A 25,206-nucleotide genomic window follows, 5' to 3' on the forward strand; every position below is an offset into this window, starting at 1 on the left:
TGGCGCGCCTCTTTCAGCCGGGGCCAAGGAAGCCTAACGTGGAATTCACAGGCCGCCCGTCCGCCGTCGTTCGTCGCCGATTGCCTGCCGCCTGCCGCATAACCCCGGGCACCCGGCAGAACCATCGCCGCCCACACCCCCGGGTTCGGTAGGGTGCCTCAGAGCAGATCCGCACGAATCTCGAGGAGGAGACATGGCCACAGCGCCAGAGAACAGGTCCGGTTCATCGGGGCGGAAGGGCGCGGTGGATACCGACCCGGCGCTCCCACCCACAGCAGTGGACGAGGCCGTCCGCGAATCCGAAGACAACAAATGGACCCCGGGAAAGATCGCGCTCTGGGCTGCGATCTCCCTGCTGGGCGGCGTGGCATGGTTCATGCTCGCCATCGTCCGGGGCGAAACCGTCAATGCCATCTGGTTCGTTTTCGCCTCAGTGTGCACCTACCTGATCGGGTACCGGTTCTACTCCAAGGTCATCGAACGGTTCATCACCAAGCCAGATGACCGGCGGGCAACCCCCGCCGAGTACAAGGCCGACGGCAAGGACTACGTCCGGACGGACCGGAACGTCCTGTTCGGCCACCATTTCGCAGCCATTGCCGGCGCCGGCCCCCTCGTGGGCCCGGTCATCGCGGCGCAGATGGGCTACCTGCCCGGCACCATCTGGATCATCGTCGGCGTGGTCCTGGCCGGTGCCGTGCAGGACTACCTGGTGATGTTCTTCTCCATGCGCCGCGGCGGGCGTTCGCTGGGCCAGATGGCCCGCGAGGAACTTGGCGTCATCGGCGGTACCGCCGCCCTGGTTGCCACCCTGCTGATCATGGTGATCATTGTCGCCATCCTGGCGCTCGTCGTCGTCAATGCCCTGGGCGAAAGCCCGTGGGGCGTCTTCTCCGTCGGCATGACCATCCCCATCGCGCTCTTCATGGGCGTCTACCTGCGCTACCTCCGGCCGGGCAAGGTCATGGAAGTTTCCATCATCGGGTTCGTCCTGCTCATGGCCGCCATCATCGGCGGCGGAATGGTTGCCGGCACCGCCTGGGGCGTGGACGTCTTCACCCTGGACAAGGTGACCATCGCGTGGGGCCTCATCGTTTACGGCTTCATCGCCGCCATCCTTCCCGTCTGGCTGCTGCTGGCACCCCGTGACTACCTGTCCACGTTCATGAAGATCGGCGTGATCGTCATGCTCGCGCTGGCCATCATCGTGGTCCGGCCGGAGATCAACGTCCCGGCCTTCAGCGAATTCGCCAGCCGGGAGAACGGCCCCGTGTTCCCGGGCGCGCTGTTCCCGTTCCTGTTCGTCACCATCGCCTGCGGTGCGCTGTCCGGATTCCATGCCCTGATTTCCTCCGGTACCACTCCCAAGCTGATTGAGAAGGAGCGGCAGACCCGGTTCATCGGTTACGGCGGCATGCTCATGGAATCCTTCGTCGCCATCATGGCGCTGGTGGCGGCCATCTCGATCGACCGCGGCCTCTACTTCGCCATGAACGCTCCGGCCGCGCTGACCGGCGGAAGCGTGGAAACGGCCGCCACCTGGGTCAACAGCCTGGGCCTGGCCGGCGTCAACATCACCCCCGAGCTGCTCACTGAGACGGCGCGGAACGTGGGCGAGCACAGCATCGTCTCCCGCACCGGCGGTGCCCCCACCCTTGCCGTCGGCCTGGCCCACATCATGCAGCAGTTCATCGGCGGTACGGCCATGATGTCCTTCTGGTACCACTTCGCCATCATGTTCGAAGCCCTGTTCATCCTTACCGCTGTGGACGCCGGCACCCGCGTGGCCCGGTTCATGCTGCAGGACTCGATCGGCAACTTCGTCCCCAAGTTCAAGGAAGCCTCCTGGCGTCCGGGTGCCTGGCTCTGCACGGCCATCATGGTGGGTGCGTGGGGTGCGGTCCTGCTGATGGGCGTCACCGATCCGCTGGGCGGCATCAACACCCTGTTCCCGCTGTTCGGCATCGCCAACCAGCTGCTGGCCGCCATCGCCCTCTCCGTCTGCCTGGCCATCGTGGCCAAGCGCGGCACCTTCAAGTACCTGTGGATCGTCGCCCTGCCGCTGGCTTTCGCGGCGGTGGTTACCATCACGGCCAGCTACCAGAAGATCTTCTCGCCCACACCCGCTGTGGGGTACTTCGCCAACAACGCTGCATTCAGCAAGGCCCTGGCTGACGGCAAGACGGAATTCGGCACCGCCAAGACCGTTGCCGCCATGGAAGCCGTGGTCCGCAACACCGCCATCCAGGGCTGGCTGTCAGTGATCTTCGTGGTGCTGAGCATCATCGTGATCGCGACGGCAGTGCTCGCCACCGTGAAGGCGTTCCAGAACCGGGGTACGGGCGCTGAGAAGGACAACGAGGACCCGGCCCTGCCGTCCCGCGTGTTCGCACCTGCGGGACTCATCCCCACAGCTGCCGAGCGCGAATTGCTGGCCGAGTGGGAGAAGGTCCCGGCCAACCTGAGGTTCGAACGGGCAGGCCACCACTGATGAGCGCGCCAATGGCAGTTCTGTCCACCGGGTTCCGTGGTTTCGCACGGTACCTCAGCGGGGTGCTCGGCGCGGATGCGTACGCCAAGTACCTGGAACACCACCGGGCTTCGGGGCACAGCGGACCGCCGCTGACGGAGCGGGAGTTCTGGCGCGACAGGACCGACCGGCAGGACGCCAACCCGCAGGGCCGCTGCTGCTGATTTAGCCCTCAGCGGACGCCGCGTCAGGCGGGTTCATGGAGTGAAGTTCCTTCGGATCGCTCATGAGAGTATGAACGCATGAGCGATCCGAAAGACACCCCGTCAGCTGAGGACCTCCCCGTCGAAGGAACCACCCTTGACGACAACGAACCCGCAGTGCCGGCGGAAGCCGGAGCACCGGCCGGTTCGCGGGACGGCCGCAAGCCCAAGGGCAGCAACCTGCAGGACCTGGTGGACGAGCCGGCCAAGGTGATGCGGATCGGCACCATGATCCGCCAGCTCCTGGAAGAAGTGAAGTCCGCCCCGCTGGACGACGCCGCCCGGGAACGGCTGGCCGAGATCCACGCACGCTCCATCAAGGAGCTCGAGGACGGCCTGGCACCCGAGCTCGTGGAGGAACTGGACCGCATCAGCCTCCCCTTCTCCGATGAAAACACCCCTTCCGATGCCGAGCTCCGGATTGCTCAAGCACAGCTGGTGGGCTGGCTTGAAGGGCTGTTCCATGGAATCCAGACGGCCATCGCGGCCCAGCACGCTGCCCGGGAGCACGCTGCGGCACAGATGCAGCTGCGCCAACTTCCACCGGGAACCGTGATCGCCCCGGGTGTGGTGATCGGGGAAAACGGTGAACCGGAGCGTGCTCCCGCGGGGGCGGCCCGGCCGGGTGCGCCGGCCAATGCCGGCAAGCGCGATGATCCGGACCACGGTCCCGGACAGTACCTGTAGGTTCCGGTTGGGTTTTTTCAGCGCCGCCAGGCAGGGGCGCAAGGACGACGCGGAACTGGGCAAGGGGTTGTGGCGCCGCGCGCACGACCGCTTCCACCGGGGACTGGACCGCTTCCACCAAGTGCTCGAGGGCGTTGAGGACGACCAGCTGTACGGCGAGCTGGTGGAGATCGCCAACGAACTCGCTGCCCTGCTTGACCGTGTCCGGGCCGTCTGCGTTGAAGCCCAGCGCCGCTCACCCAGTGACGGCCTGGACATTCCGGCTGCCCTGTCCGGCGTGCACCGCGCCCTGTCCAAAGCCGGCAACTCGCTGGCCACCACAGCCGAGGCTGCCGCCATGCTGCGGCTCGCCGTCGGGCCCGTACCTGTAGGCGCAGCTTCTGTTCGCCGGCGCGCGGAAGCCGTCTTCGAACAGGTTGCCGACGCCGAGCGGCACCTTGCCGGGGAAACCTCCTAGCCGCAATTTATTCCCGCTGCCGGGGGTGACTTTCCGCGTTAAGCGCCTGGCTGACAGACCGGGAATCACGTCATTTTGAGGCCCGCCGTTTGGCAGGATGAAGTCATGACTCTTTCACCTACACTCACTTTCAACGACGGAAACACGATCCCCCAGCTCGGCTACGGCGTGTGGCAGGTCGAAGACGGCGTGGCTGAGAAGGTGGTCCGGCAGGCATTCGAAGCTGGCTTCCGCCACATCGACACCGCCAAGATCTACGGCAACGAAGCAGGCGTGGGGCGCGCGATCGCCAGCTCCGGCCTGACCCCCGAGCAGATCTTCATCACCACCAAGCTGTGGAATGCCGATCAGGGCTATGAGTCCACGCTGGCTGCCTTCGAGGAATCCATGGACCGCCTCGGCCTGGAAACCCTCGACCTCTACCTGATCCACTGGATGCAGCCCAAGCAGGACAAGTACGTCGACACCTGGAAGGCGCTGATCGAGCTCCAGAAGCGCGGCCGGGTCAAGTCCATCGGCGTCTCCAACTTCACCGTCGACGGGCTGCAGCGGCTCATCGACGAAACCGGTGTTGTCCCGGCCATCCACCAGATCGAGCTCCACCCGTACTTCAGCCAGCGTGAGCTGCGCGAATTCGGTGCTTCCAAGGGCATCCTGACCCAGGCCTGGTCACCTCTGGGCCAGGGCGGCGAGCTCCTGGAAGACGCAGCCGTTGCCGCTATCGCCGCCAAGCACCAGGCCACGCCGGCGCAGGTTGTCATCGCCTGGCACCTCGCCATTGGCAACGTGGTGATCCCGAAGTCGGTCACCGAATCCCGGATCCGCGAGAACTATGCGGCACTCGACGTCACGCTGGACGCTGAGGACGTCGAGGCCATCAACGCCCTCGACCGGACCGCCAGCGGCGAAGGCAGGATCGGCCCCGACCCGGCAGTCTCCGACTTCGCGTAAACCAACCTCTCCGCAGTGAGCGCCCCGCCCTGGCCGGCGGTCCTGCTCAACAGGGACGTCGAACCCGCACCACCTGGCTGGCCCAGGCGGTGCGGGTTCTTCTGTTGCACGGGCCTCCTCGTGGCGAATAGCCGGCCCGGCCCAAACCTGTGGGGTCAGGCGGCAATGCGGACGGGCTCGACGCTGACCGCATCGATCACTGCCCAGCCGTCCTCACCGGAGCACTGCCTGTCGGCGAAACGCTGCGCATCCACCATGGTGTCGAAGGACTCAGAGCGTGTACGGCCGGAGTCGGCGTCGAAGTACGTGACGTGAAATTCCTGAACGGTGTTTTCCATAAATCCAGTGTGCAACCGGGGTCTGACATTCCACGGAATCAGCCCCGCGTGTTGCCCTGTGACAGGGGCCCAGCGCACATCACGGTGCGTTGTGGCGGCACCGCCCGGCCCCGGAACTCCGGCTAGGCTTTCACCATGGAGGTTAGCGATTCCCCGGACCGGGACAACGCCACCAGGCACATTAATCGTGAACTGGCACGGCGGCGCGGCTGGATGTTGACGGTGGCGGTGGGGTTCGCCCTGCAGATCCTCAGTGTGGTGCTGGGACTCAAGTCCGTGGCGCCGCTGTGCGGCAGCCCGATGATCCCGCACAGCGGGGCAGCCGAACTGTCGGATGCGCAATTGCACACCACGGGCCTGGCGGCCGAGTGCTACCGGAGCATCGACTCCGCCGCTGTGCCCATTTGGATGCTGATGGGGTTCGGCATTGGCCTGGTCCTGGTGGGCGTGGCCATCAGGATCGTCGGTATCCGGCGGTCCCTCGCCGCTGTAGCCGCCTGAGGGGACGGCCACCCTAAGACTGCTGCTCGTAGGGGCGTATAGAGCCGGCCGGCTACCCAGCGGGTTGGGGCCTTCGGAGTCAGGTTCCGGCCTCGCGGCGGTCCAGCCGCAGGACCCGTTCCTGGGCCAGTACGGCTGCCCTGGCCGCCTTATCCGCCGCCCGCGCTGCCTGTTTGGCCTCCGCGGAGATGGCAACAAGGCGCTTCTTCGACTGGTCCAGCTCAGCCTCGGCCGTTTTCAGGCGGGCGCGCAAGTCCGCCGTTTCCTCCTGCAGCCCGGCAATGTCCCCAGCCGTCTGCTCCGCCTCCGCCTGAAGGTCCACGGCATGGCTGGCCGCTTCGGAGGCTTCTTCTTCGGCCGCCTCCAGCGCCGCCCTGGCCCTTTCCAGCAGAGGGGGCGACGCCGGCCGTGGCGTCTGCCGGACGGCCTCAAGGCGCGGCCTGGTGGGCCGGGGCTGGGACCCGGCTTCCGGCGTCGTGCGCTGCTTCTTTCGTGGCCGTGGTTTTTCGGAATCCGTCTTCCCGGACGTTGGCACCGAGGCAAGGACCGGGGGAGCGGCAGCCGGTGTTGCGGGGAGGGCGCCGGGTACGGCCACCGTTCCATCCAGGTCTGCGGCGCTGACCCCGTCCGCGGACAGGGTCTTCAGGAGCCTGCCGCTGCGAACAGCGGCCGCGGCCCCTTCATCGGCAGTCAGGGCACGCAGTGTTTCCTCGACGTCCCCGGCAATAGTGTCGCTGAGTTGCCGGCCTTGACCGCGGACAACAGCGCGGGCGGCGTCGACGGCGGACGCCAGCAGGGTGCGCCGCTCACGCCCCAGGTCGCGAAGGGCGGGGGCATCAAGGGACGCCTGCGCTGCACGCATGCGGGACCCCAGATCCGCGAGTTCGTCGAGGATGTCTGGCCGCTGCAGGACGAGCCTGTTCACAGCCCAGGCGCCTACCGACGGTTTGGCAAGTCCACGGACAGCCGCCCCCAGGCCCTTATCCCGGGCGGCGGCCTCCTTGGCCGCCGCCGTCCGGGCCGCTACGAAGTCGTCCAGGGGACAGGCGTACAGCCCGTTCGCGATCCCGGCCAAGGCCTCTTCATCCATGTCCGCCATCATAGGCGGGCGGGCTGGGACGGGTACGGAGGGCCGGGCGGGCGCTGCCGCGGACCGGACCGCCGGGGGCCCGTGAGCCCTGTTGCTCCGGCGCCGTGCACGGTATGTTGCTCGAATGGACGATACATATCAGGTCATCGTGGTTGGCGGCGGTTTCGCCGGGAAAGCTGCCGCCCAGGAACTCGGCCGCAAGGGCACCCGGGTGCTGCTGATTGATGCCAACAACTACCACCAGTTCCAGCCGCTGCTGTACCAGGTGGCATCATCGCAAATCGGTGTCTCCGCAGTGGCCCGCCCGCTCCGTGCGGTCTTCCGCAACATCAAGGGGGTTCGGGTCCTCACGGCAGAAGTCACCTCGGTGGACGCTGCCGCCCGCACCGTCACCACTGCCGACGGCACGCAGTTCAAGGCACAGATCCTCGTCCTCGCCACAGGCGCTGTCCCGAACTTCTTCAATACCCCGGGCGCCGACAAGCACGCCTACCCGCTCTACTCCGTGGCCGACGCCACGCGGCTCAGTGCTGCCCTGACGGAAGTCCTCGACGAGGCGGACCGGGGAGCCGGCGGGAGTGCCGACGTCGTGGTGGTAGGCGGCGGCCCTACAGGGGTGGAAACGGCCGGCGCCCTGGCCGAGAACGTCAAATACATCGTGCCGAAGTACTTCTCCTCCGAGCTCGCCGCCCGCTGCCACGTCCACCTCGTGGACATGGTGCCCAACGTGCTCATGGCGTTCTCGGAAAGATCGCAGGCCTACACCAGGGACAGGCTGGTGAAGCTGGGCGTCCAGCTGCACATGGGCCAGAGCGTTACCGAGGTCCGTCCCGACGGCGTGACGCTGGCGGACGGTACAGTGCTGCCGGCACCCATCGTTGTCTGGGCCGGCGGCCTCCAGGCAGGCAAGATCATCGCCGAATCAGGGCTCACGCAGGGGAAGGGCGGGCGTATCGACGTCCGTCCGGACCTGACCGCTCCGGGAGTGGAGGGCGTCTACGTCCTGGGAGACTCTGCCAACATCACCGACGCCGCGGGGGCCCGGCTCCCGCAACTGGGGTCCGTGGCACAGCAATCAGGGAAATGGGCCGCAAAGAACATCCACGCTGACCTCACCGGAGGTACCCGGCAGCCCTTCCGTTACCTCGACAAGGGGTACATGGCCATGGTTGGCCGGGGCGCCGCGGTGGCAGAGTTGGGCCCCCAGCGCATCCAGCTGCAGGGGCCGCTGGCGTTCCTGTCCTGGTTGGGCGTCCACCTTGCCCTGCTGCCCGGCGTCCAACAGAAAGTCCGTGCCCTCTTCTCCTGGGCGGTGGGTTACGTGACGCACAGCCCGTCCCAGGTTGTGGTGGGGCGGCCGGACTAGGTCCGAATAGCCACGCCGTTCGTCCCAGGCTGCATGGCGGCGTGGGGCCGGTGAGGATTTTGGACCATGGAAAAAGGGGTGGGAGCCGGCGGCGGCTGGAGGAGGCACCGCACTCGCGGACAGTGCCATCGCCGCCGACTCCACGCATCACGCTAGGTCCGAGACCTGAACGAAACCCGGGTGAAAACTGCATCTTTCCGCAAAGCTGCCGTGCACCTTCGGTGCAGACGGCTTCGAAAGATGGTGCGGGCCGGCGACGGCTGGGGGAGGTGCTGGTCTCCATCAAGCACCATCGCCGCCGGCTCCGCTCACCACGCTATGGCCTCAGCAGCCGCGGCGCCTGAGTAACCGGTACGTGTTTTCGCGAACCCCGCTACGTGTGCTGCCCCCGGGCTCTGACCTGGCCGGAGGATAGGCTAAGTCGCATGATGTTGGGGGACTCACGGAAGCAGGCCGCGGTGCCGCGAATATCGACCCAGCACGCAGTCCGGTCAGGGTGTGACTTGCGGTGCGTCCAGGCTGCCCCGGGTGGCCGCGTGACGGCGCAATGAAGAACTGGGTTCGGCAGCATCCGTATTTGGCACTTGCGGCCGGCTACGTCGTCTTTTTCTTCATCGCCGGTGCCATCTGGTGGGTTTTTAACCCGGGGGATTTGGCCGACGCCGCCGTCCACGCCGCCATGAACACGCTGGTCTACTGGCTTCTGGCGCTGTTCCAAATACGCAACCTGCGGAAAACCAGCGCACGCCTCAAAGAACATGGCCAGCTCAGGGCCTATATCCGCTATCCGGAGTCCCGCCCCGGTTCCCTCAGCGGTATTTGGAACCAGGGGATTGTGACGCCCGCTGCCGGATCAATTCAGTTTCAGCCAGCGGTCTACGACAACCTTGAAGCGTCCGGGCGGGCCACCACACTCACTGTGGAAAAAGTGCTTCCGCAACGGTGGAAGGTCACCGGCAAGGACCGCAAATACATCGGATCGTTCGGGATGTACGCAGTGACCGCCCTGACAGATCACGGCAAAGTGGAGATAGCGGCGGGCCCTGAGTCGTTAGACCGTCTCGCCGAGGCCCTTGAGGGCTGAAGGGCGTCGAAGCCTAAACCGGTCGGGGCAGCCGACGTTGCGGGGAGGAGCGCCATCGTCAGCGTTCCGAAGATGGGCTTAACCAGCGAAAAACCCCCCACAGCCCTCCAACGAGGGGCAATAGGGGGTTTATCCCGAGCTTCCTATCAGAATCGAACTGATGACCTTTTCATTACGAGTGAACACCTTTCTCCTTGTGTGACTACGGAGACGGGCCGTCCCGGTGACGAAAAAGTGACGATTACTCCCAGCCCAGCCTCTCCAGGGCTGCGTTCAGCCGTCCGGCACTGTCGTGGAGGTCGTGGTCGAACAAGCCGGCGTAAGTGTCCAGGGTCATGGTGGCGCTGGCGTGCCCAGCAATCCGCTGGACCACTTTGATGTTGGCGCCGGAGCTGATCGCCAGGCTGACCGCAGTGTGCCGGAGATCGTGGAAAGTGGGGCGTGGAAAATTGGTCATAGTTGCCTTCAACCTACCGATGGCCGGGGAGTAGTGGCGACGGGTCCAGGTGCTGTTCCGGAGCACTGATTTCCGTGCTCCACCGAATATCCTCGCTCCAGGGCTTTCAGCGGCCGACGCGACCTTGAGGCGCTCTGCCACCAGCGCCGGCAGCGGGACAACCCTGCTTTCGCCACCTTTTGTTGGGCCGAGAACAAGCCGCCCTCCGATCTCCGAAAAGGCCTTCCTTACCGTCATGGCGGGTTTGTCGACTAGGTCAAGATCCTCATATGTGAGTGCAGTGATTTCACCCCAGCGGAGACCGCAGGTTCCTGCCACCATCACGAAGAGCTCGAACTCGTCGCATGCCTTGGCGAGCGCCATAAGCTGGGGCATTGTCAGGTAAACGTGCTCCCGCTCTTTGACCCTTGCGGGAACATAATCGGTTTGACCAAGGGGATCCTTGGTGGGATTCGTGGCCAGCAGCCGCTTCTTGACCGCATGTCCCATCAAACGGCCGAAGTACAGGCCCACTTCACGACGGGTAGTCACTCCGGCGGGGCCGCCGTCCCGTCCCTTCAGCGTCGTGATCCAGGCGGCAACGTCGTCGTACCTGACCTTGCCAATCGGTGTGTGTCCCCAGCGAGGGGCGACATAGTTCTCGTAGCAGCGCTCGTAGTTATCGATCGTCTTAGGGCTTGCCGGCTTGCGGCCGTTGGCGCCCAAGGTGGCGACTCGCTCGATCCAATCTTCGTAGAGCTGCTCAACGGTAACTTTGGCGGCTGCGCGGGGGTCGATGTAGGTTCCACTTTGAACGGACCGAACCGTTGCATGCCAGAAGTCTTCGGCTTCCCGTTTCGTGGAAAAACGTTTGCGGCGGCGGACGTTGTCGGCAGTCGTCCAGTCGACCTCCCAGCGCTTGACTCCGCTGGAGAGCTTATTAATGGCCATTGGGCTTCTCCTTCCGCGCTCGCATATCCGCCCAGATTTGGTCTCTCGTTTGCAGATAGGCGGGCGCGACTTTCGCCTGGCGGCCCTTGCCCTCCAAAATGCCCTTAGCCCTCGCCCGGCGCAGCCGGGCGGACCACGTGTCTATGCTTTCGTCGGTCCACTCGGCGAGCCTCTTGATGGGCTCCACCGACACTTTCATAAGAGCCACATATGCAGCGGCCACATAGGTGTAATCCCGGTCAGTCTCCACCCGGGAAGGGAAAGGTGCCCATTCGTCCCGGACGCTGGCAACTGAAAGCTGTTCATGATGTTCACGCATAAGAGCCCGGGCATGAGCCATAGGTATGGATCTCAACAGAGACGTCGTGATACCGCCCTCAAACGACTCCTCACTGGGGTTCTCGCTGGTCCCGTACTCGACCTCATCGAACTCGATTGTCAGCTTGTTGGGTTCACGGAAGTCGCCCATCGGGTGGCCTACGTCCCAGCCGATGCTCACGGCAAATCCGTCCACGATGTATCGCGCCCATAGGACCGTCCACTCCACCTCGCCTTCTTCGTGTCGCACAATGTCCGGGCCGTCCTTTGGGCCCCGGTACCTCACGTTCGGAGCCAGGCCAGGGAGTTGAATCATCATGCCGACAACGTTAACACATTTCGCTTGCCAAGAACATAGTGCTTGACACGTTGTGATTGGCAGGTATTCTGGATTTCGCTGCCAACACATAATGCTTGGCAGGCTAAGTGTGTTGACTTTGATAAGGACTCCATTGGACAAAAACCTGAACACCCACGACGCTCAGCCTGGGGAGGTCGCCGCGTCCCTGTACCTGACGCGGAAGCAGACCGCGGCGTACCTGAACGTCTCCGAAAAGTGGTTGGCCCAGTCCGGCCGGGCGGTTGGGCCCCGCTTCCACAAGTTCGGTTCGCAGTGTCGCTACCTGCGTTCCGACGTCGTCAGCTGGGCCCGCCAGCAGCGGGCGACGAGGTAACTTTTCGAGAGCCGCGTTTGACGCCGATTCGCCACGAACAGCGAGTCGCTACCGCTCGCCTGAATGATGACGCCATAGCCCGGTCGCAATATTGAGGGCCAGCCGCCGACCGAATTGTTCGGCCATCGGTCCGGGAGCGGCGCATCCCGAAGAGCATCTCACTTTCAACCGACAAGGCACCTAACAACTTTGTTGTGCCCCTTTGACCCCCAACAGATGGAGGCAGCTAATGACCCATTCGACCGAACCGCTGACGTCCGACGAGCACAGCGACAGCAAGTCCGCGTTGGAGGCGCGGAACCCATTTTTGGACTGTTGGCTCGAAGCCATTGCCAGCGACACCAGCCTCCCGCCTGAGGCGCTCGCGGTGGCGAAGGTGATGGCCCTTTCAGTTGGCATCGGGCGCGCCTCTTTCACGGACTGGCAGCGGATTAATGCCTCGCTTGGCCAGGAGAGGCGGGACCTCAAGTCACTTAAGATCATGTCCGAGCTCCAGTCGAAGGGGTATATTGACCGCAATTTCTACGACGGCGTCGGCCTCCGCCGGTACGGGTGGACGCTTCTGATTCCGGAGGTAAACCTGTGATTCTTGTACCCGGCCTGCCAGCCATGCCCCTGCAATATGCCAAAGCCATCAGGGACTCAGACCTCCCCACGGGAGCACGGGCTGTCTGCTGGGCGCTGGCCGCTTTCGCCGCAAATAAAACGGGAGAAGCGTGGCCCAGTCTTAAGAAGCTCGCCAAGGCCACGGACCTGACCCGAGCTGTCATCTCAAAGCACACGATTTTGGCGGAAGAGAAGGGCTTCCTCTGCAAGAAGCGCCGCTTCAACGGTTCTATCCTCTACACGATCACCATCCCGATCACGGACGACATGGTCATCGATATGGATGCGGATGCCTCTCCATATTTGGAGAATTCTGTGCCTCCCGGCGACCTGGACACGAATAGCAACCGATGACCGCGTAGGCCGGGCTCAAGAAACGCCAGGGGAAGCTACCTCACAAAAGGGTGGTCACACACGCACAAAAACTCGGGAGGGGTACTGCCGCATACTGCGGGTACCCCTCCCGAGGATTTCCCTCCACGAGGCCCCACGAAAACCCAGTCCCTAACTACCTCACCGTTAACTACCCAGGTAGAACGACCTTAAGGAGTTCTACCTCAACGGAACTACCCCATTAACAACTACCTCAGGATCACTGCTCCAGGACCATGCCAGTAAGGCAGGTGCCATCCGGATAACAGTGGTACCGACAATGGCACTGCCTTAGGGCAGGTGCCATCCGGATGGACCGATCACTGCCTCGTGTGATTCGGCTGTCAAGGAAAGGGGAGCGCAGCGCAGTCCCGAAGGGCGGAGCAAGCTCCGCCTAGCTCTTCGAGCCCTTTGCGGTGCACGAGCAACCACAACCCCAACACACCTACGCCCAGAATCAGGGGATATCTATGAGCAAAACCAGTTCCGGCGGTCCGTGCGATGCTCCGGAAACGATTTGGCAGGCTGGGACATTCGACTCCATAAAACGCCGTTACATGCGCCTGGGTCTGTGCTCCGCCTGCGCCGCCCAGGCGGCCTGGGGTCACCAGCTCGGCTTCTCCCTCTCCAACCCTCCATGCCAGGAGTGCCAGCCTCTCGTTGACACCTTTCCGGTCAAGAAGCCGAACCGCTGGCATTCCTGGAGCCCGCGCCGGGGCGCCAGCCTTTCCAAGGGACTCCGCCCGGGAACAGGCCAGGACCAGCCCTAGCTGCCGAAATTTCGGCAACGGCGCACTAACCGGCGCCGGGCGGGAGCTCTGATAGCTGAAAACGTCCATGAGATGGCTGTCAGCGCTTCCCACGGGCATGCAGCCCGCCTTGTCCGACGCACTTACGGCCCGCCCGGATGCTCTCATCCCAGGCGCGAGCGGCGTGCATTCGCTCCCCGCCTTGAACCAACATTGCCGGCGCCAGCTATGGCGCGTTACGTCGACTTGGAGTCAACGCATGTCAGACACTTCCCTCCCCCCGACATCCACACTTCAACGAGAAATAGAGGCAATCCGTACCCTTCACGAAGCCCGACGCCGGGTGGGGAAGCCAAAGGTTCCATGCTGGACAGTCGAAGACTATCGCGAGGCAGTTGACCAGTCATCGCTAAAGGTACCGGTGAAAAGGACACTGCAAATCATGGTTGACCACGCAGGCAGTCGGCAGACGGACGTCGACCGCTTGACAGTTGCGTTACTCACAGGACTGAAAGCCGAGGCGACAGTTACGGAACACTGGAAGAAGGCTCGAGCCGCCGGCCTGCTGAAAAGTAAGGCCAGGTGGAACAGCAGCTCCATTCACACATTCTTGATCCCTGGAGCTGATTTCCTGTATGACATGGACGGCGTGGATGACGAGCAGTGGGGGGATCTGCGAAGTGGGTGGCACGTCTGGGCAGCCGGAGAGGTTGCTTGGTGGGAAGGCCTTCAAGCAGGATGCTGGGTTGCGCCTCCTTGGCAGGATGGGCGCCTGTTACCGCCGTTTTAAAAACCTCATTCTAAATAAGGCGAGCCATAGCCGGAAGGCTCGTGAGCCTTATGGCGGCAACGGATCAGGGCCCTGCGCCGGGGTACGCCCTGATGCCATCTTTCCCTTGACCAAAACCGGTAGTGGTAGCGGGGGTGGTCGCTCCGGCGACCACTGCCTTACCGACGACAGACTAGTAGGCGCCCCAGTTGGGCGCCTTGATAAATCATATTTATTGCTTCCGAACCCGTACGCTACCGAAGTCGCTATGACGGCCGGGCCGGAAGCCAACGTCGAAGGGGGTGTACCCCCACCCCCAGCCAAGGGCTGCTCTGTAGCTCCGCCGTGCGCCAAGGCGGATAATCGTCTTTGACATCGATCGTAGATATGAGCAGGTGATCTCTTTGCCGCGGACAATGCTCGATAACGCCATCACAGCACTCAATGCTGTCTACTGGACCACGATGGCGGCGTGGCTGGTAGTCCTCGTTACTGACAACGATAGTTTGATCGGTTGGGGCAGTGCAGGGTTTGTGGGCACGGCCCTTGTTACGGTCCTTGGCTGGCACGTGCTTAGATACAGACGAAAGATGCTGCGACAAAGGGCCCCGTCTAACAAGGAACCCTAAAATGCCGGTCTTGCCACGGCGCGTACCCTGCTGGCGCCGGGGAGCGAGTGGAGGCAGCTCAGCGGCTTTCCGGTCGATCGTTGCTGGTGTCAGTGAAGTACCGGTTGTTCCAGTTGCATGGCAGGAGTTGAGCACGGTCTCGTCCCGGGATGCTGTGGCGCGTGGGAAAGCTGTCGGCGCGGGGGTTCAGCGCGCCACAGGGCTGCCGTTGCTGAATGGGCGACTGACCACCGACAGAACCCGGCTGCGCGCAAGCCTCGGGCGCATGTTCCGCTTGGCTAAGGTTGAGCCCGGCCCGAAGCAGTGCATCAAGCCGCTCCGCATTCCCGCACTCATGAACTGACAACTTGGTCTCTGCTGGAGGCGCCGTGCTGCGACTTCTTGACAGCGCGGCGTCACATGAGGCCAGGAAGCAGCACCCCGATTCCGCAGCGCCCTGTTCTCATGCTCTGCTGTCCATATCAGTGCGACCCCTAGCTGGAGACGCCCCCTAAAGGTGCAAAGGGTTCAACACTTGGGAGTGCATAGGGAAAGAAGTGGCGCGGTTTGTGTAATGAGCAAGTGAGCCACAAAGCGCGCTTGGCACTCGCGCAAGGTGTCGAAGTAGACACATACTCGCATTGCGCGCGCGAAAGACGCGCAGGTGAATCACAAGTCTTCTGTCTGCACGCAGGATGCGCGTAATCATGAACAAGTGAACAAACAGGCACAGAAGAGGTAGCTATTGGCAAGCACGAGAGTACACGCGGCTTGACCTGAAGGGGCCAGCGGTGACACCTCCGAACTGGGCGTCGAGCAATCGCATTTTAACCCTTCGCCACAAACCAGGCTTGGGGGGAGCTTTGGAACTTGACAAGCCGATCGCGCTTTCATCGTGTTACAGTCTCCCGAAACTGTTCAGCTTTACTTTTAGGAGAGACGTACCCATGGATGTAGGGATGCTTGTGGGCATACTTTGGATTTTCGGTCAAATCCTTATTGTTGCATTTGTAGCTTATCTAGTCATACGACTCGCAGTTACGCATGCACTGCGTGCGCACGATAGGCGCCGAGCAGACGTGAATGAACAAGCGCCATCTCATTTGTGACTTGACATATCGCTCATCTGCGCTCTAGAGAAGGATCGATTGATGGCGTTGACCGACTGCGCTTGCAGTTAGTTGACATTGCCGTCAACTCGAGCCGGAAGCTGTAAAACAAATTGACGAAACTTGCAAAGTTTGAAATACTCCCTTTGACTCGTCAGATTGCGAGTTCTAACTAAATAAAAAGGGGGGGATATGCGACGCCTATTACGTCGTTTGTCCATAGGATTATCCGTAGTAGCACTGTCGTTAACGCTGGTGGCACCAGCAGCGAATGCTGCCGGATCAAGTTGTTCTGCATCCAGAGGCTCAACGGTGACTTGTCTCAACGTCAACGGCTCCGGTCTCTACGTTTCGACGACGAACACGCGGACCACCGGTGTCGATAATTGGAAGGCCACATTCTGTAACTTCCGTGCCAAAAACTGGTACGGCGGTTCCGTATACGGTCTCCCCTACTATGAACGCTGGGGAGGAGCGGTCTCCGGGAACTGTGGTGTAGGCAGCGTGGCGCAAGATATCGGTTGGTACACCACATTCCCGGCAAATTCACCGCTCTTTGGATCGATGTTCATCGATGGGACCGACATGACTGGATACCCAGGAGTGAACCTGTGGCGATAGAAAGAGACGTCATGAGTAACCCATCGGCTACGCCGAAGAAACTGCGGCAGCGCAGCCTGGCTTTGCTGCTGACGGCGCTTACGCTAGTACTCGGTGGCCTGATTTCTGCTCCAGCAGCATCTGCCGACGGGTCCTACTGCGCCTCGAGTCAGTGCCTTACCGTATACGGCGTTGGACTGCATGTAAGCAGCACAAAGACATACGCCACGAATGCCCAGTACTACTACTGTGATTCCAGGGCAAAGAACTGGTTCGGTGGTTCAAACTTCGGAGTTCCCTACGTTGAGCGCTGGGGCGGCACCATCTCGGGCTGCGGGACCAACCGCACCCATTGGATCACTTGGAATTACACTTTCGCTACGCAGGGCCCACTTTTTGCTGATGTCTGGTCAAGCGGCCGCTGGAGTGGAAACACCGGAGTTAATTTGTGGGTATGAGTTCTAGCAACCTTGTTCGACGAACCTTGAATACGGCAACGTTTTTGACCCTCATCATTACCGTGGCAGCCTGCAGCCAGCAGGCTTCCAGCACTCCGGCTTTTGATGTGCAAAAGGCAGCCGCTAATACGAGCGCCTTCCAAAAGGAATTGCTTGCCGATGGCGCTCTTACGCGCGAAGAGTACGAAAGGGCCGTCCTGGCCGAACGAGATTGCATTCAGCGGGCCGGCGCAAAACCCGGCCCGCTGGTTACCAATGGAGATAATTCGCTAAGCTTCGAAGTCGAAATAACGGCCCCGGACGAAATCCAAGGACAAGCAATCAGCAAGAAGGCCGAGGCTTGCTACGGGGAATATGCTTCGGAGGTTTATCCTGTTTGGGCCTTTCAGAATCTTCCCACAGAGGATGACAAGCGTGAACTAAAGCCCGACCTTCTCCAATGTCTAGAGGACGCAGGAGTAGCAGTAAACAACAGCGAAACCGTCGATGACGTGATTGATGCTGTATCAACCTACTCGCAAAGCGAAGCAAGTAGGCAGAATGCAGAATTCGATGAATGCATGAAAAGGTACAAGCGGTTCTTTGATGTCTCTCCAAGAAACTGACAACCATCAAATTTCGGGCACGGCAAATCTCAACGAAAAACGCCGTGGTGCAGACAAGGCAAAGAATCTAAATGCAGTTGTCTCCTTCACCTGGGCCGTGGCGCTCCTGATTACTTTGGGAGCGCCACTGGCGCTGGTGGGACTCGGCCTGTTTAAAGCTCAGTCTATTGACGATCAGAGCATTCAAGGAGACCGCTGGGTTCCAGCCGCAAAACCCGCATCGTGGCCGACGTACAACGTGGAGGCAAAAGTGAAGCTGGCCGACGCGCAGACTGCCGTTAAGGCGGTGGTCGGCATGTCCGGAACAGTTACAGGACTTCCCCCAGTGACACCAGAACAGCTTGTCAGTGGCACTTACGTGATGTCCATAAACGGGATTGATCTGACGGCCTATTCAGGAAGCACACCTTTCTTCAGGCCCCTCAGCATGGGCATGAAGGGTGCGGACGTTCAGGAATTCAACCGCTTGCTGGGAAGCCGCGGCTATGCAGCGGACACTAGCGACCGCTGGGGATCCATTACGGACGCCGGCGCCAGACAATACTTGAAGGATATCGGCGTACAGCAAGAAGGTAATACGGAGTTTCAGCCTTCGTACATCGTTTGGGTACCCGAGGAAGGTGTGGATCTCAGTGGATATCAAGTTGCCCTCGGCCAGATGGTAGCTGCCCCAACAGCCGACGTATTCACGCCTAGGGAGACCATAGAATCCATCTCACTAGATCAACAGAGTGAGTTGTTGCGAATGGCAAAAGCAGGTTGGAAAATCCAATACAACGAGAAGTCCTACGACTACTCAGGTAACCCGACCCAAATCTTCAAAGGACAGGACGCAAAAGCCGTTCCCGTGCCTTCTGGCGCCGAAACCATTCGCGTTGAATTTTCACCGAATTTTGGAGCAGGCACTATCAGTGTGCCGCCTTCTTCAGTACTTGAGGGTGGAGCCGGGAAACACTGCCTAATATCGCGCTCACCCAGCGGCGCGGTTGCAGTGGTAGTTGACGTGTTAGGCGGGGAGGTAGGCCGCACTTTCGTCGAACCGTTGAAAGGCGAGAGCATTAGTGAAGTCCTGGCGAATCCAGGCACCGAAAAAGAGCTTCTGTGCAAATCAGATTGATTGACCTGACCTTCTCCTTTGGGTCCGGTAGCCCGCTTTTTGAGAATCTTACGCACAATTTTCATGGATCGACCACGACCGGAGTTGTAGGCCCGTCAGGAACCGGCAAAACGACGTTATTGGAACTTATTGGAGGCAAACGTAAGCCTACGCGCGGTCAAGTTATGTATGTGCCTGACAGCGTCGCTCCCCTCACGAATCGCTTAAACCCGCGAGACATCTCCTTCATCAACCAAACAACTCCTGTCATGCCTGGTCGTACGGCTCTTCAGAACGTTCAGGTCGCACTCGTGAGCCACGGAGTTCAGCATAGGGCAGCTGAGCGAGCAGCCCACGATGCCCTAGCCGCCGTGGGACTCGAAGGGAAATGGCACCGAGAGGTATCCAAGCTATCCGGGGGCGAAGTTCAGCGTGTGTGTGTAGCTCGCTCTCTAGTCTCGCCCGCACCCATAGTGCTAGCCGATGAACCGACCGCGCAGTTGGATCAGTTGAGCGCAAAGGCTGTTTCAGAGTCGCTGACGGCATTGTCCCGGGCCGGAAAGCTGGTAATCATATCAACGCATGACCTCATGCTCGCAGATGCGTGCGACTCCATCCTGACCATGGGCGGAGCGGAGTAGTGAAAATTCTTATCAGCGAGGCCGTAGTAGGTTTTCGCGCCCGAATCAGTGTCTTTTTGTTTATTTCGCTTTTCTATTCAATTGTCGTAGCAGGCTTTCTGCTTGTCTCATTCGACGAACGCGGTGACTACGAAAACAGCCTTAGAGCCAACGCAGCTAGCGGCGCATATGTACTAGTAGCATCGGACAAGAGCGGACATCTGATGAGTTCAGAATGCGCGAGCCTGTCCGGCGTTGAAGGAGTGAAGGCTGTTGGTGCCGTGTACTCCGAGGCCACATCCTTCCTGGATAGAAATCCAGGCGAATCTGTACGTGTTGTTGATGCGCAACCTTCTGCAATCAGAGTGCTGACAGGTTCTGAAGCGATTGATGGCGCCGCGATTGGGGCGTCCATTGGACGCCAGCTCGGTTACGGCAACGGCGACCGTATTAGTTTCGGAGACGGCGTTTCTATAAAGGTTGATTCCGTTTTTCCTGCAAGTCCTAGAAGTGACGGAAAGTCCGCATGGGTGTACAGGTCCACGGGAAACCAGCTCATGGCGTCAAAATGTATCATCGAGACTGACCCCGACTTCTTCGGAAACTATCGTAGCGCTTTACCGTCAATGTTTCCGTCCGCGGCAACTCTTGAGTTTTCCACGCTAAACGTCAATAGGCAGCAAGAAATTGAAGCGCGCTGGAAGGGTGGCCTCCATCGCCACGCCTGGCTGTTAGCTGCCATTCTAATGATGATAGGAACAACGGCGGCAACATTTCTTAGGCGAAAAGAAATAGCACTATATGTGATGTTAGGCATGCCGAAGTTTAAGTTGTATGGCGTTCTCACTACTCAAGCTTTAGCGACGGGTTATCTGGGCTTGGTTATCGGCGCATCATGGACGCTGGCTTTGGCTGACAACGACATATGGGCAGGTGCGTTGAAGATCCAATACTCGCTGCCAATCCTTTGCATCATAACAGGAATCATCACTTTGGCGCCATCGGTAGCAACAATTTTTGCTATAACTCAAAACCCGGCTCGAATCCTGAGGGACCGCAGCTGATCAATCATCAAAGAACACAGGTGCTGATGCTGAGAGCACATAGTGCCTCCTAAAGATAGTTAAGAAGCTACTTCTTATGAATGGCTTAGAATCATAGGTCGCGCTGGTGCCGCTCCTTGCAGGCCGGCATGCTGTCGCCGGGCTACGATGACCGGCGGAGCTGGCCTCACCGTATCTCGGCCCGCTGTTGAGCCCTTGGCTAGCTGAAGTGGAAGGCTGATACGCCAAGAACTGGTCTGGTTGTCGGCGTCTGCTGTCTGGCGGCTGTAGGAGACTGTTTCCCCGCTGCTCACTCCCCGGTGACTTCTAAGAATAAGGTCAGACAGGCTCCTCCGCGCCGTTGGCCCGAGACCTTTCACCGGTGTCGGCCACGCCTCAAGGACTGCGCGCATTTGGGGGCAACCCTGCTTTGTTTCCTCGGAAGGACCACGGCGGGGTAAGGGTCACTCCCTCCAGGTGACGCTGTCCCGAACGTTGGTAATAGCGGTCTTTGTTACGCCGTACTGTCTTGCTAGGCGATTGATGGTCCCGCGTGGCCCTGGAAGTTGGGCGCGGATGGCCCTGGCTATGTCCATCGACAGCTTCGCTCGGGCATGCCCTTCACCTCGCGGAACAGTGCCATGTCGAAGCCTGTCCTGTCCAATGTTCTCTGAGGGAGTGGCCCAGCGAAGGTTGTCAGGGCGGTTGTCAGCAGGGTTACCGTTGCGGTGGGCTGCATGCATCCCTTTAGCGGGGGGTGGCCCATCCCAAGCCTCGCACACAAGGACGTGTACGCCGCGTGGGTTGTTCTTCCCGCAGCACACGACAGCGTAGCCAAAATCCGTGATGTGGGGCTTGAGGATTTTCATGGTCCGCCCCCGGACCCGCCCTAGTGAGCTGACCCAGTAGCCCTCGAATCGGGTAGGACGCCATTCTTCACCCTGAATTTCATCGTCCGGGTGGACGATGGAAATGATCTCGGCAGACCTGGTTCGTCGATCCTGCGCCTTTGCTTCCTGCTGACGCTTGGCCAGCACGTAAGGTGAAGGACCATCTGTGGGCTGGGTGCGGGCTTTTCCCGTGGCTATCAGATACACATAGGGCCTAGTGCAGTCATAGATCTCGGCAACCTGCTGATAGCTGACACCGCGTTCGACCAGGAGCCGCATGTCTGCAACTTCCGCGTCGTTAAACCGCGCACGCGAATTGTTGAACCCTCGGGACGTATTGTAGCGGCCTTGGGCCTTTCTGTCCGCCATATTCTCCGCGTGTGTGCCTACCCTAAGGTGCGCGATCTCCACGCAAAGGCGGGAGTTGCACGAGACCGAGTGCAACAAGAACTCCTCCCGGGACAGCACCTCACCGTACTCCAAGACCCACGCAGCTCGGTGGGCTGGCATGGTTCTCCCACCCAGCACAAATTTCCCGTATCCCTGATTAGATACGCCAGCTGTCCATAGCAGGCAACCACTGGGCGCCCTCCGGGTCTTAGCATAGAACCGCGCACGATCCGATTCGCTCGAATGGCGCGGACCGGCTGCTTGGTCAGGCCGGTGGGCAGCCTCGCCGACATCGGCATCTCTTTTCAGCCTTTCATGGGGAACGGCAGCGGAGCTATTGGCGTCTGAGAACCCCTCGTGACGCGATTCCATCATCTTCACCCGACCTTGATCAGCGGTCTTGCATGTATCACTAGTAGAGCAGACAAGGCTGACATTATTGGTTGGCATTAGTTCATGCCCATTCGCCCCCATCAGTTCTCCGAGGAGCAGACGCTCCGTTGGGCTGAACGTAGGGTGAGCGTCGGAGCCCGAATAAGAGAGCTCCGTCTCGAACAGGGCCTTTCCCAGGAGTCGCTGGCCTTGGAGTCCGGACTGAGCCGGAACATGATCATCGGAATCGAATGGGGCAAGAAGAGCGTTGCTTACGAACGGCTGTGGGATATCGCCGACGTACTTGAAGTTGCAGTAGCCGAGCTACTCCTCCCGCCACGTTCGTCAGCTGAGAACAAGCCATACCGGGGTGGCCGTCGACCGATGAGCCGATAGCTTGGCCGAACTAACAGCGGCTTTGACCGCACCCTGAACACGGCCTCGGCTTGAACTTGACCTGTTACCGCTTGCTGATACGTTCAACTGCAGTGCCTGCAACGAGTAGCGAACAGGGGGAGCAATGGCAGCAGCGTGGGTGGTCCGGCAGGGTCGCGGCGGACAGTTCGCCGACGAGATGATCCGCAGCGGCTACATCGGAGTTGACTTCATCGGTGACTACGACATCCGGCCGCACTTGGGCGGGGGAGCGGAGGTGTTCCGCGGGGCGATGAACGGTATCTACCAGGAGATGTACCCCGAGAAGCCGCGCGTGGCGGTAGGCCTGGCGATGGGCAACCTGTGGGCGGCGTCGGAGGGCATCGCTGAAGGGGATCTGGTGCTGGCGCCGAAGCCTGACCGGACCTACCAGTACGGGGTTGTGGCTGGCGGCTATGAATATCATCCCGGCACGGACTTGCCGCACCGGCGGCCGGTGGATTGGAAGGGCTCGATAAACCGGGACGACATGAGCCCGACCCTGGCGTCGACGGCCGCGGTGCCGATGACGGTCTTCCAGCTGGAGGCGCACGCCGCGGAGCTGGCGACCCTGACCCAGCTGACCGAGGCAAGCCAGCCGGTGGTTCAGGCGATCGCTTCAGAGGTGCAGGAGCAGCTGGCGTTCCAGCTGGAGAAGCAGCTTGAGGAGTTCCTGGTCCACAACTGGGCCAGCACCTCCCTGGGCCGTGAGTTCGACATCTACGCGGAGGACGGGCAGCCGGTCGGCCAGCAGTACCCGTCCGATACGGGCCCGATGGACATCCTGGCGATCAGCAAGGACCGGTCCCGGCTGCTGGTCGTCGAGTTGAAGCGTGGCCGGGCCAGTGATGCCGTCGTCGGCCAGATCCAGCGCTACATGGGGTACGTCCAGGATGCACTGCTTGAACCGGGCCAGTCCGTGGAGGGGGTCATCATCGCCCAGGAGGACGACCTGAGGATCCGCCGGGCCCTGTCGATGACGAGGAACATCCGGTTCATGAGGTACCGGGTCGAATTCCACCTTGAGGAAGCCAGATAGGAGCGAAAAGGCTTGGTGGCCGGCGGCTGGGTGGAACCGCCGGTCTCAGGTAGCCATCCCCGCCGCGGGCCCTGCCATCGCCGTAGGACGGAAGACTGGGTGGATGCCGGGAGACACCGGGGAGCTGACCCTATTTCCCCTGGGTGATGGCGTAGATGATGAGTCCGGCCCCCATGGCAAGCCACGCCGTGGCTACGAACCGTACGATCAGGAGGCTTCGCCGGCTGGCTCCGACCCGGGCCATAGGCGCGGACAGGAGCCACAGGAGGCCACCCCCTGCCAGCAGACACAGTCCTGCGATCACGACGACAGACATGACCCCCCGGATCCTTCCCGCGGTCGGGCTCGTGGTGCCCGGTTCATTGAACTGAGCCTAGCGTGGCGGAGACCACGGCTGCGCGCGTGGGGCACATCGTCGGGTCGGCGGCGGCTGGGGGAGGCCCCGCGGTCTCAACGGCGCCCTCGCCGCCGACCCTGACCACAGGGTATTGATGCGCAGAGGTGACGCGCATGAGTGGTCGCTACGTATTAAGAGGCGGCAGAGCACCTGCAAGTATGTCCGCGTCCGGCCGACACGTCTGCCTGCTACGGGTGAGGTCCGGGAGCTTCGCCGGCACGGCGCCGGATTTCCTTGGCGGCGTAGTAGGTCTGCGTGAACCAGCCCAGGGTGAGCACGACCCAGACAGCGGTATGCCAGGTGCCAGCCCAAATTACTGCCTGCAGGAGGGAGATGAGCCCGCCGACGACGCTGGACGTTTTGATCGTCCGCAGGGTCGGGGTGGACCGTTTCGGGAAGCGCAGCGCTGTCCGGAAGTAGTGGTGTGTGCCGGGCATGAGCGGCCTCACCTTCCGGTCGTATCGGTGCGGCGCCGGAGTTCCTTCTCAGCCAATGACGACTGGACAAACCAGCCGAGTCCAACGAGGGCCCATACGGTTGTCTGCCAACCACCATTCCACAGCAGGGCCAGAGCCAACGCGCCAACACCCACGACGTGGTTGCTGATCCTCATCCCGCGGAGATACCCATCGGACCTCATCGGGAAGTGTACGGCGGACCGAAATCGGCGTTGCATGAAGTCGAGCATGGCGGCCTCTTCCCTGCCTTTGGAGGCCCAATTTTACTCCGACAGGGCTCCGGCTCGTTAGGTGGCCATGCCCAGGTACGAGACGGGGGTACCGTCCGGGAGGTGGCGTGTGGCATTCAGGATCTGCCCTGCAATGGACCAGTAGACGTCGATGTCGGTCAGTTCCAGATTGTCTGTGGCGTCTTCGCCGCCGAGGAACAGGGGTTGCTTGTACCCGATGCACTCTGTAAACGCGGGTGCAGCTCCTCCGGCCGCACGCCACTCGGCGAACCAATCTGGGAACAGGCACGAGTCGCGGTATTCGAAGAGGGCGTCGTCGTGGAATTTGGAGAAGGGGACAGGTACCTCCAAGGCTTCACCGGTGCCGGGCTCCAGCAGGATGACTTCCGGGTCATCCGGGGTTCCCCGGTGGAAGTCCAAGGCGAATTGGCGGCCCAGCCAATCGAATCCGAAACAGAACGTCTCCGTCTGGAATCCCGGGTACGCTTCAGCAGCTGTCTTTGAGGCAGCTTTCGATGAAACGTCGTTGTGGATCCGGTAGATGCCACCGTCGAAAGTCGTGCCGCCAAAGGTATTAAACAAGCCAGTGAGGATCCCGGGAGCGGCGGCGCTGGTGTTCTGGCGCGGCTCCTGTGATGTGGCGGTGAATCCGTTGGCGAACCGTTCGTACATCGATGTCGTTCCTCCCCATGGTGGTGCCTCACTCTATCCGCTGAGGCATTCGACGGGTGGCAGGCGGCCCCCTACGCATGCCTACACGTAAGGACTGTTCCTGCCACAGATAGGCTTCAATCC

Annotated in this window: 25 protein-coding genes; 17 read left to right on the plus strand and 8 right to left on the minus strand. The window is 61.4% G+C overall.

Annotated elements, in window-relative coordinates:
- The first annotated feature begins 193 nt into the window (after positions 1–193).
- From BLT71_RS05360 to BLT71_RS05380, 5 genes are all read left to right on the plus strand, one after another.
- Positions 194–2,491 carry a carbon starvation CstA family protein gene (locus tag BLT71_RS05360; RefSeq protein WP_091718236.1) on the plus strand — a complete coding sequence of 766 codons (2,298 nt, stop codon included), beginning with the start codon at positions 194–196 and terminating at the stop codon, positions 2,489–2,491.
- A complete protein-coding gene (locus BLT71_RS05365; RefSeq protein WP_091718238.1) occupies positions 2,491–2,694 on the plus strand; it encodes a YbdD/YjiX family protein in 204 nt (67 codons plus the stop codon). Before BLT71_RS05360 ends, BLT71_RS05365 begins: the two co-directional genes overlap by 1 nt.
- 78 nt (positions 2,695–2,772) lie before the next feature.
- On the plus strand, positions 2,773–3,420 hold the full coding sequence (locus BLT71_RS05370; protein WP_091718240.1) for a bacterial proteasome activator family protein: 648 nt from the start codon (positions 2,773–2,775) through the stop codon (positions 3,418–3,420).
- Between the two features lie 7 nt (positions 3,421–3,427).
- A complete protein-coding gene (locus BLT71_RS05375) occupies positions 3,428–3,877 on the plus strand; it encodes a hypothetical protein (protein WP_091718242.1) in 450 nt (149 codons plus the stop codon).
- A 105-nt stretch (positions 3,878–3,982) separates the two neighbouring features.
- Complete coding sequence (locus BLT71_RS05380) at positions 3,983–4,828, plus strand: aldo/keto reductase (RefSeq protein ID WP_091718243.1); 846 nt, start codon at positions 3,983–3,985, stop codon at positions 4,826–4,828.
- Positions 4,829–4,983: 155 nt separating this feature from the next.
- Here the strand turns inward: BLT71_RS05380 and BLT71_RS05385 are convergent, their stop codons facing one another.
- Positions 4,984–5,166 (minus strand): hypothetical protein, encoded by a 183-nt coding sequence (locus BLT71_RS05385; protein ID WP_091718245.1) that lies wholly within the window; start codon positions 5,164–5,166, stop codon positions 4,984–4,986.
- 135 nt (positions 5,167–5,301) lie between these two features.
- Between BLT71_RS05385 and BLT71_RS05390 the strand changes: the two genes are divergently transcribed.
- Positions 5,302–5,667 carry a hypothetical protein gene (locus BLT71_RS05390; protein ID WP_091718246.1) on the plus strand — a complete coding sequence of 122 codons (366 nt, stop codon included), beginning with the start codon at positions 5,302–5,304 and terminating at the stop codon, positions 5,665–5,667.
- Between the two features lie 79 nt (positions 5,668–5,746).
- Here the strand turns inward: BLT71_RS05390 and BLT71_RS05395 are convergent, their stop codons facing one another.
- Complete coding sequence (locus tag BLT71_RS05395; protein WP_231994452.1) at positions 5,747–6,757, minus strand: hypothetical protein; 1,011 nt, start codon at positions 6,755–6,757, stop codon at positions 5,747–5,749.
- 124 nt (positions 6,758–6,881) lie between these two features.
- On the opposite strand from BLT71_RS05395, the gene BLT71_RS05400 reads away from it, so the two are divergent.
- Together BLT71_RS05400 and BLT71_RS05405 are read left to right on the plus strand one after the other, a co-directional pair.
- The gene (locus tag BLT71_RS05400; protein ID WP_091718250.1) at positions 6,882–8,123 is read left to right on the plus strand and encodes an NAD(P)/FAD-dependent oxidoreductase; all 1,242 of its coding nucleotides are present in this window, start codon (positions 6,882–6,884) and stop codon (positions 8,121–8,123) included.
- Between the two features lie 547 nt (positions 8,124–8,670).
- Positions 8,671–9,207 carry a hypothetical protein gene (locus BLT71_RS05405; RefSeq protein ID WP_091718252.1) on the plus strand — a complete coding sequence of 179 codons (537 nt, stop codon included), beginning with the start codon at positions 8,671–8,673 and terminating at the stop codon, positions 9,205–9,207.
- Between the two features lie 241 nt (positions 9,208–9,448).
- Here BLT71_RS05405 and BLT71_RS05410 read toward each other — a convergent pair whose 3' ends face one another.
- Together BLT71_RS05410 and BLT71_RS05415 are read right to left on the minus strand one after the other, a co-directional pair.
- Positions 9,449–10,594 carry a tyrosine-type recombinase/integrase gene (locus tag BLT71_RS05410; RefSeq protein WP_091718254.1) on the minus strand — a complete coding sequence of 382 codons (1,146 nt, stop codon included), beginning with the start codon at positions 10,592–10,594 and terminating at the stop codon, positions 9,449–9,451.
- Positions 10,584–11,231: a hypothetical protein gene (locus BLT71_RS05415; RefSeq protein ID WP_091718255.1), complete on the minus strand. Its 648-nt coding sequence runs from the start codon at positions 11,229–11,231 to the stop codon at positions 10,584–10,586. Before BLT71_RS05415 ends, BLT71_RS05410 begins: the two co-directional genes overlap by 11 nt.
- Positions 11,232–11,364: 133 nt before the next feature.
- Between BLT71_RS05415 and BLT71_RS05420 the strand changes: the two genes are divergently transcribed.
- From BLT71_RS05420 to BLT71_RS05450, 7 genes are all read left to right on the plus strand, one after another.
- Positions 11,365–11,586 (plus strand): helix-turn-helix domain-containing protein, encoded by a 222-nt coding sequence (locus tag BLT71_RS05420; protein WP_091718257.1) that lies wholly within the window; start codon positions 11,365–11,367, stop codon positions 11,584–11,586.
- 229 nt (positions 11,587–11,815) lie between these two features.
- Positions 11,816–12,172, plus strand: a complete 357-nt coding sequence (locus BLT71_RS05425) for a hypothetical protein (protein WP_091718259.1) — start codon at positions 11,816–11,818, stop codon at positions 12,170–12,172.
- The gene (locus tag BLT71_RS05430) at positions 12,169–12,546 is read left to right on the plus strand and encodes a helix-turn-helix domain-containing protein (RefSeq protein WP_091718261.1); all 378 of its coding nucleotides are present in this window, start codon (positions 12,169–12,171) and stop codon (positions 12,544–12,546) included. Before BLT71_RS05425 ends, BLT71_RS05430 begins: the two co-directional genes overlap by 4 nt.
- 4,307 nt (positions 12,547–16,853) lie before the next feature.
- Positions 16,854–17,462: a hypothetical protein gene (locus BLT71_RS20325; protein ID WP_157693425.1), complete on the plus strand. Its 609-nt coding sequence runs from the start codon at positions 16,854–16,856 to the stop codon at positions 17,460–17,462.
- Positions 17,443–18,579 (plus strand): hypothetical protein, encoded by a 1,137-nt coding sequence (locus BLT71_RS20330; protein WP_157693426.1) that lies wholly within the window; start codon positions 17,443–17,445, stop codon positions 18,577–18,579. The genes BLT71_RS20325 and BLT71_RS20330 overlap by 20 nt, the downstream gene beginning before the upstream one ends.
- Positions 18,564–19,199 carry an ABC transporter ATP-binding protein gene (locus tag BLT71_RS21005; RefSeq protein ID WP_091718266.1) on the plus strand — a complete coding sequence of 212 codons (636 nt, stop codon included), beginning with the start codon at positions 18,564–18,566 and terminating at the stop codon, positions 19,197–19,199. Before BLT71_RS20330 ends, BLT71_RS21005 begins: the two co-directional genes overlap by 16 nt.
- Positions 19,199–20,242: an ABC transporter permease family protein gene (locus BLT71_RS05450; protein WP_091718268.1), complete on the plus strand. Its 1,044-nt coding sequence runs from the start codon at positions 19,199–19,201 to the stop codon at positions 20,240–20,242. The genes BLT71_RS21005 and BLT71_RS05450 overlap by 1 nt, the downstream gene beginning before the upstream one ends.
- 443 nt (positions 20,243–20,685) lie before the next feature.
- Here the strand turns inward: BLT71_RS05450 and BLT71_RS21010 are convergent, their stop codons facing one another.
- Positions 20,686–21,975 (minus strand): HNH endonuclease, encoded by a 1,290-nt coding sequence (locus tag BLT71_RS21010; RefSeq protein ID WP_091723831.1) that lies wholly within the window; start codon positions 21,973–21,975, stop codon positions 20,686–20,688.
- On the opposite strand from BLT71_RS21010, the gene BLT71_RS21015 reads away from it, so the two are divergent.
- Positions 21,958–22,269, plus strand: a complete 312-nt coding sequence (locus tag BLT71_RS21015) for a helix-turn-helix domain-containing protein (protein ID WP_091718269.1) — start codon at positions 21,958–21,960, stop codon at positions 22,267–22,269. The genes BLT71_RS21010 and BLT71_RS21015 overlap by 18 nt on opposite strands.
- Positions 22,270–22,393: 124 nt before the next feature.
- Positions 22,394–23,326, plus strand: coding sequence for an endonuclease NucS domain-containing protein (locus BLT71_RS05465; protein WP_091718271.1), 933 nt, complete (start codon positions 22,394–22,396; stop codon positions 23,324–23,326).
- A gap of 130 nt (positions 23,327–23,456) precedes the next feature.
- Here the strand turns inward: BLT71_RS05465 and BLT71_RS05470 are convergent, their stop codons facing one another.
- The 3 genes from BLT71_RS05470 to BLT71_RS05485 all read right to left on the minus strand — a co-directional run bounded on the left by BLT71_RS05470 (position 23,457) and on the right by BLT71_RS05485 (position 25,083).
- Complete coding sequence (locus BLT71_RS05470; RefSeq protein WP_091718273.1) at positions 23,457–23,642, minus strand: hypothetical protein; 186 nt, start codon at positions 23,640–23,642, stop codon at positions 23,457–23,459.
- Between the two features lie 269 nt (positions 23,643–23,911).
- Positions 23,912–24,160, minus strand: a complete 249-nt coding sequence (locus BLT71_RS05475; protein WP_157693428.1) for a hypothetical protein — start codon at positions 24,158–24,160, stop codon at positions 23,912–23,914.
- Between the two features lie 308 nt (positions 24,161–24,468).
- Complete coding sequence (locus tag BLT71_RS05485) at positions 24,469–25,083, minus strand: T6SS immunity protein Tdi1 domain-containing protein (protein WP_091718280.1); 615 nt, start codon at positions 25,081–25,083, stop codon at positions 24,469–24,471.
- Positions 25,084–25,206: the final 123 nt, after the last annotated feature.

The sequence above is a fragment of the Pseudarthrobacter equi genome (assembly GCF_900105535.1).
Classification (GTDB): domain Bacteria; phylum Actinomycetota; class Actinomycetes; order Actinomycetales; family Micrococcaceae; genus Arthrobacter; species Arthrobacter equi.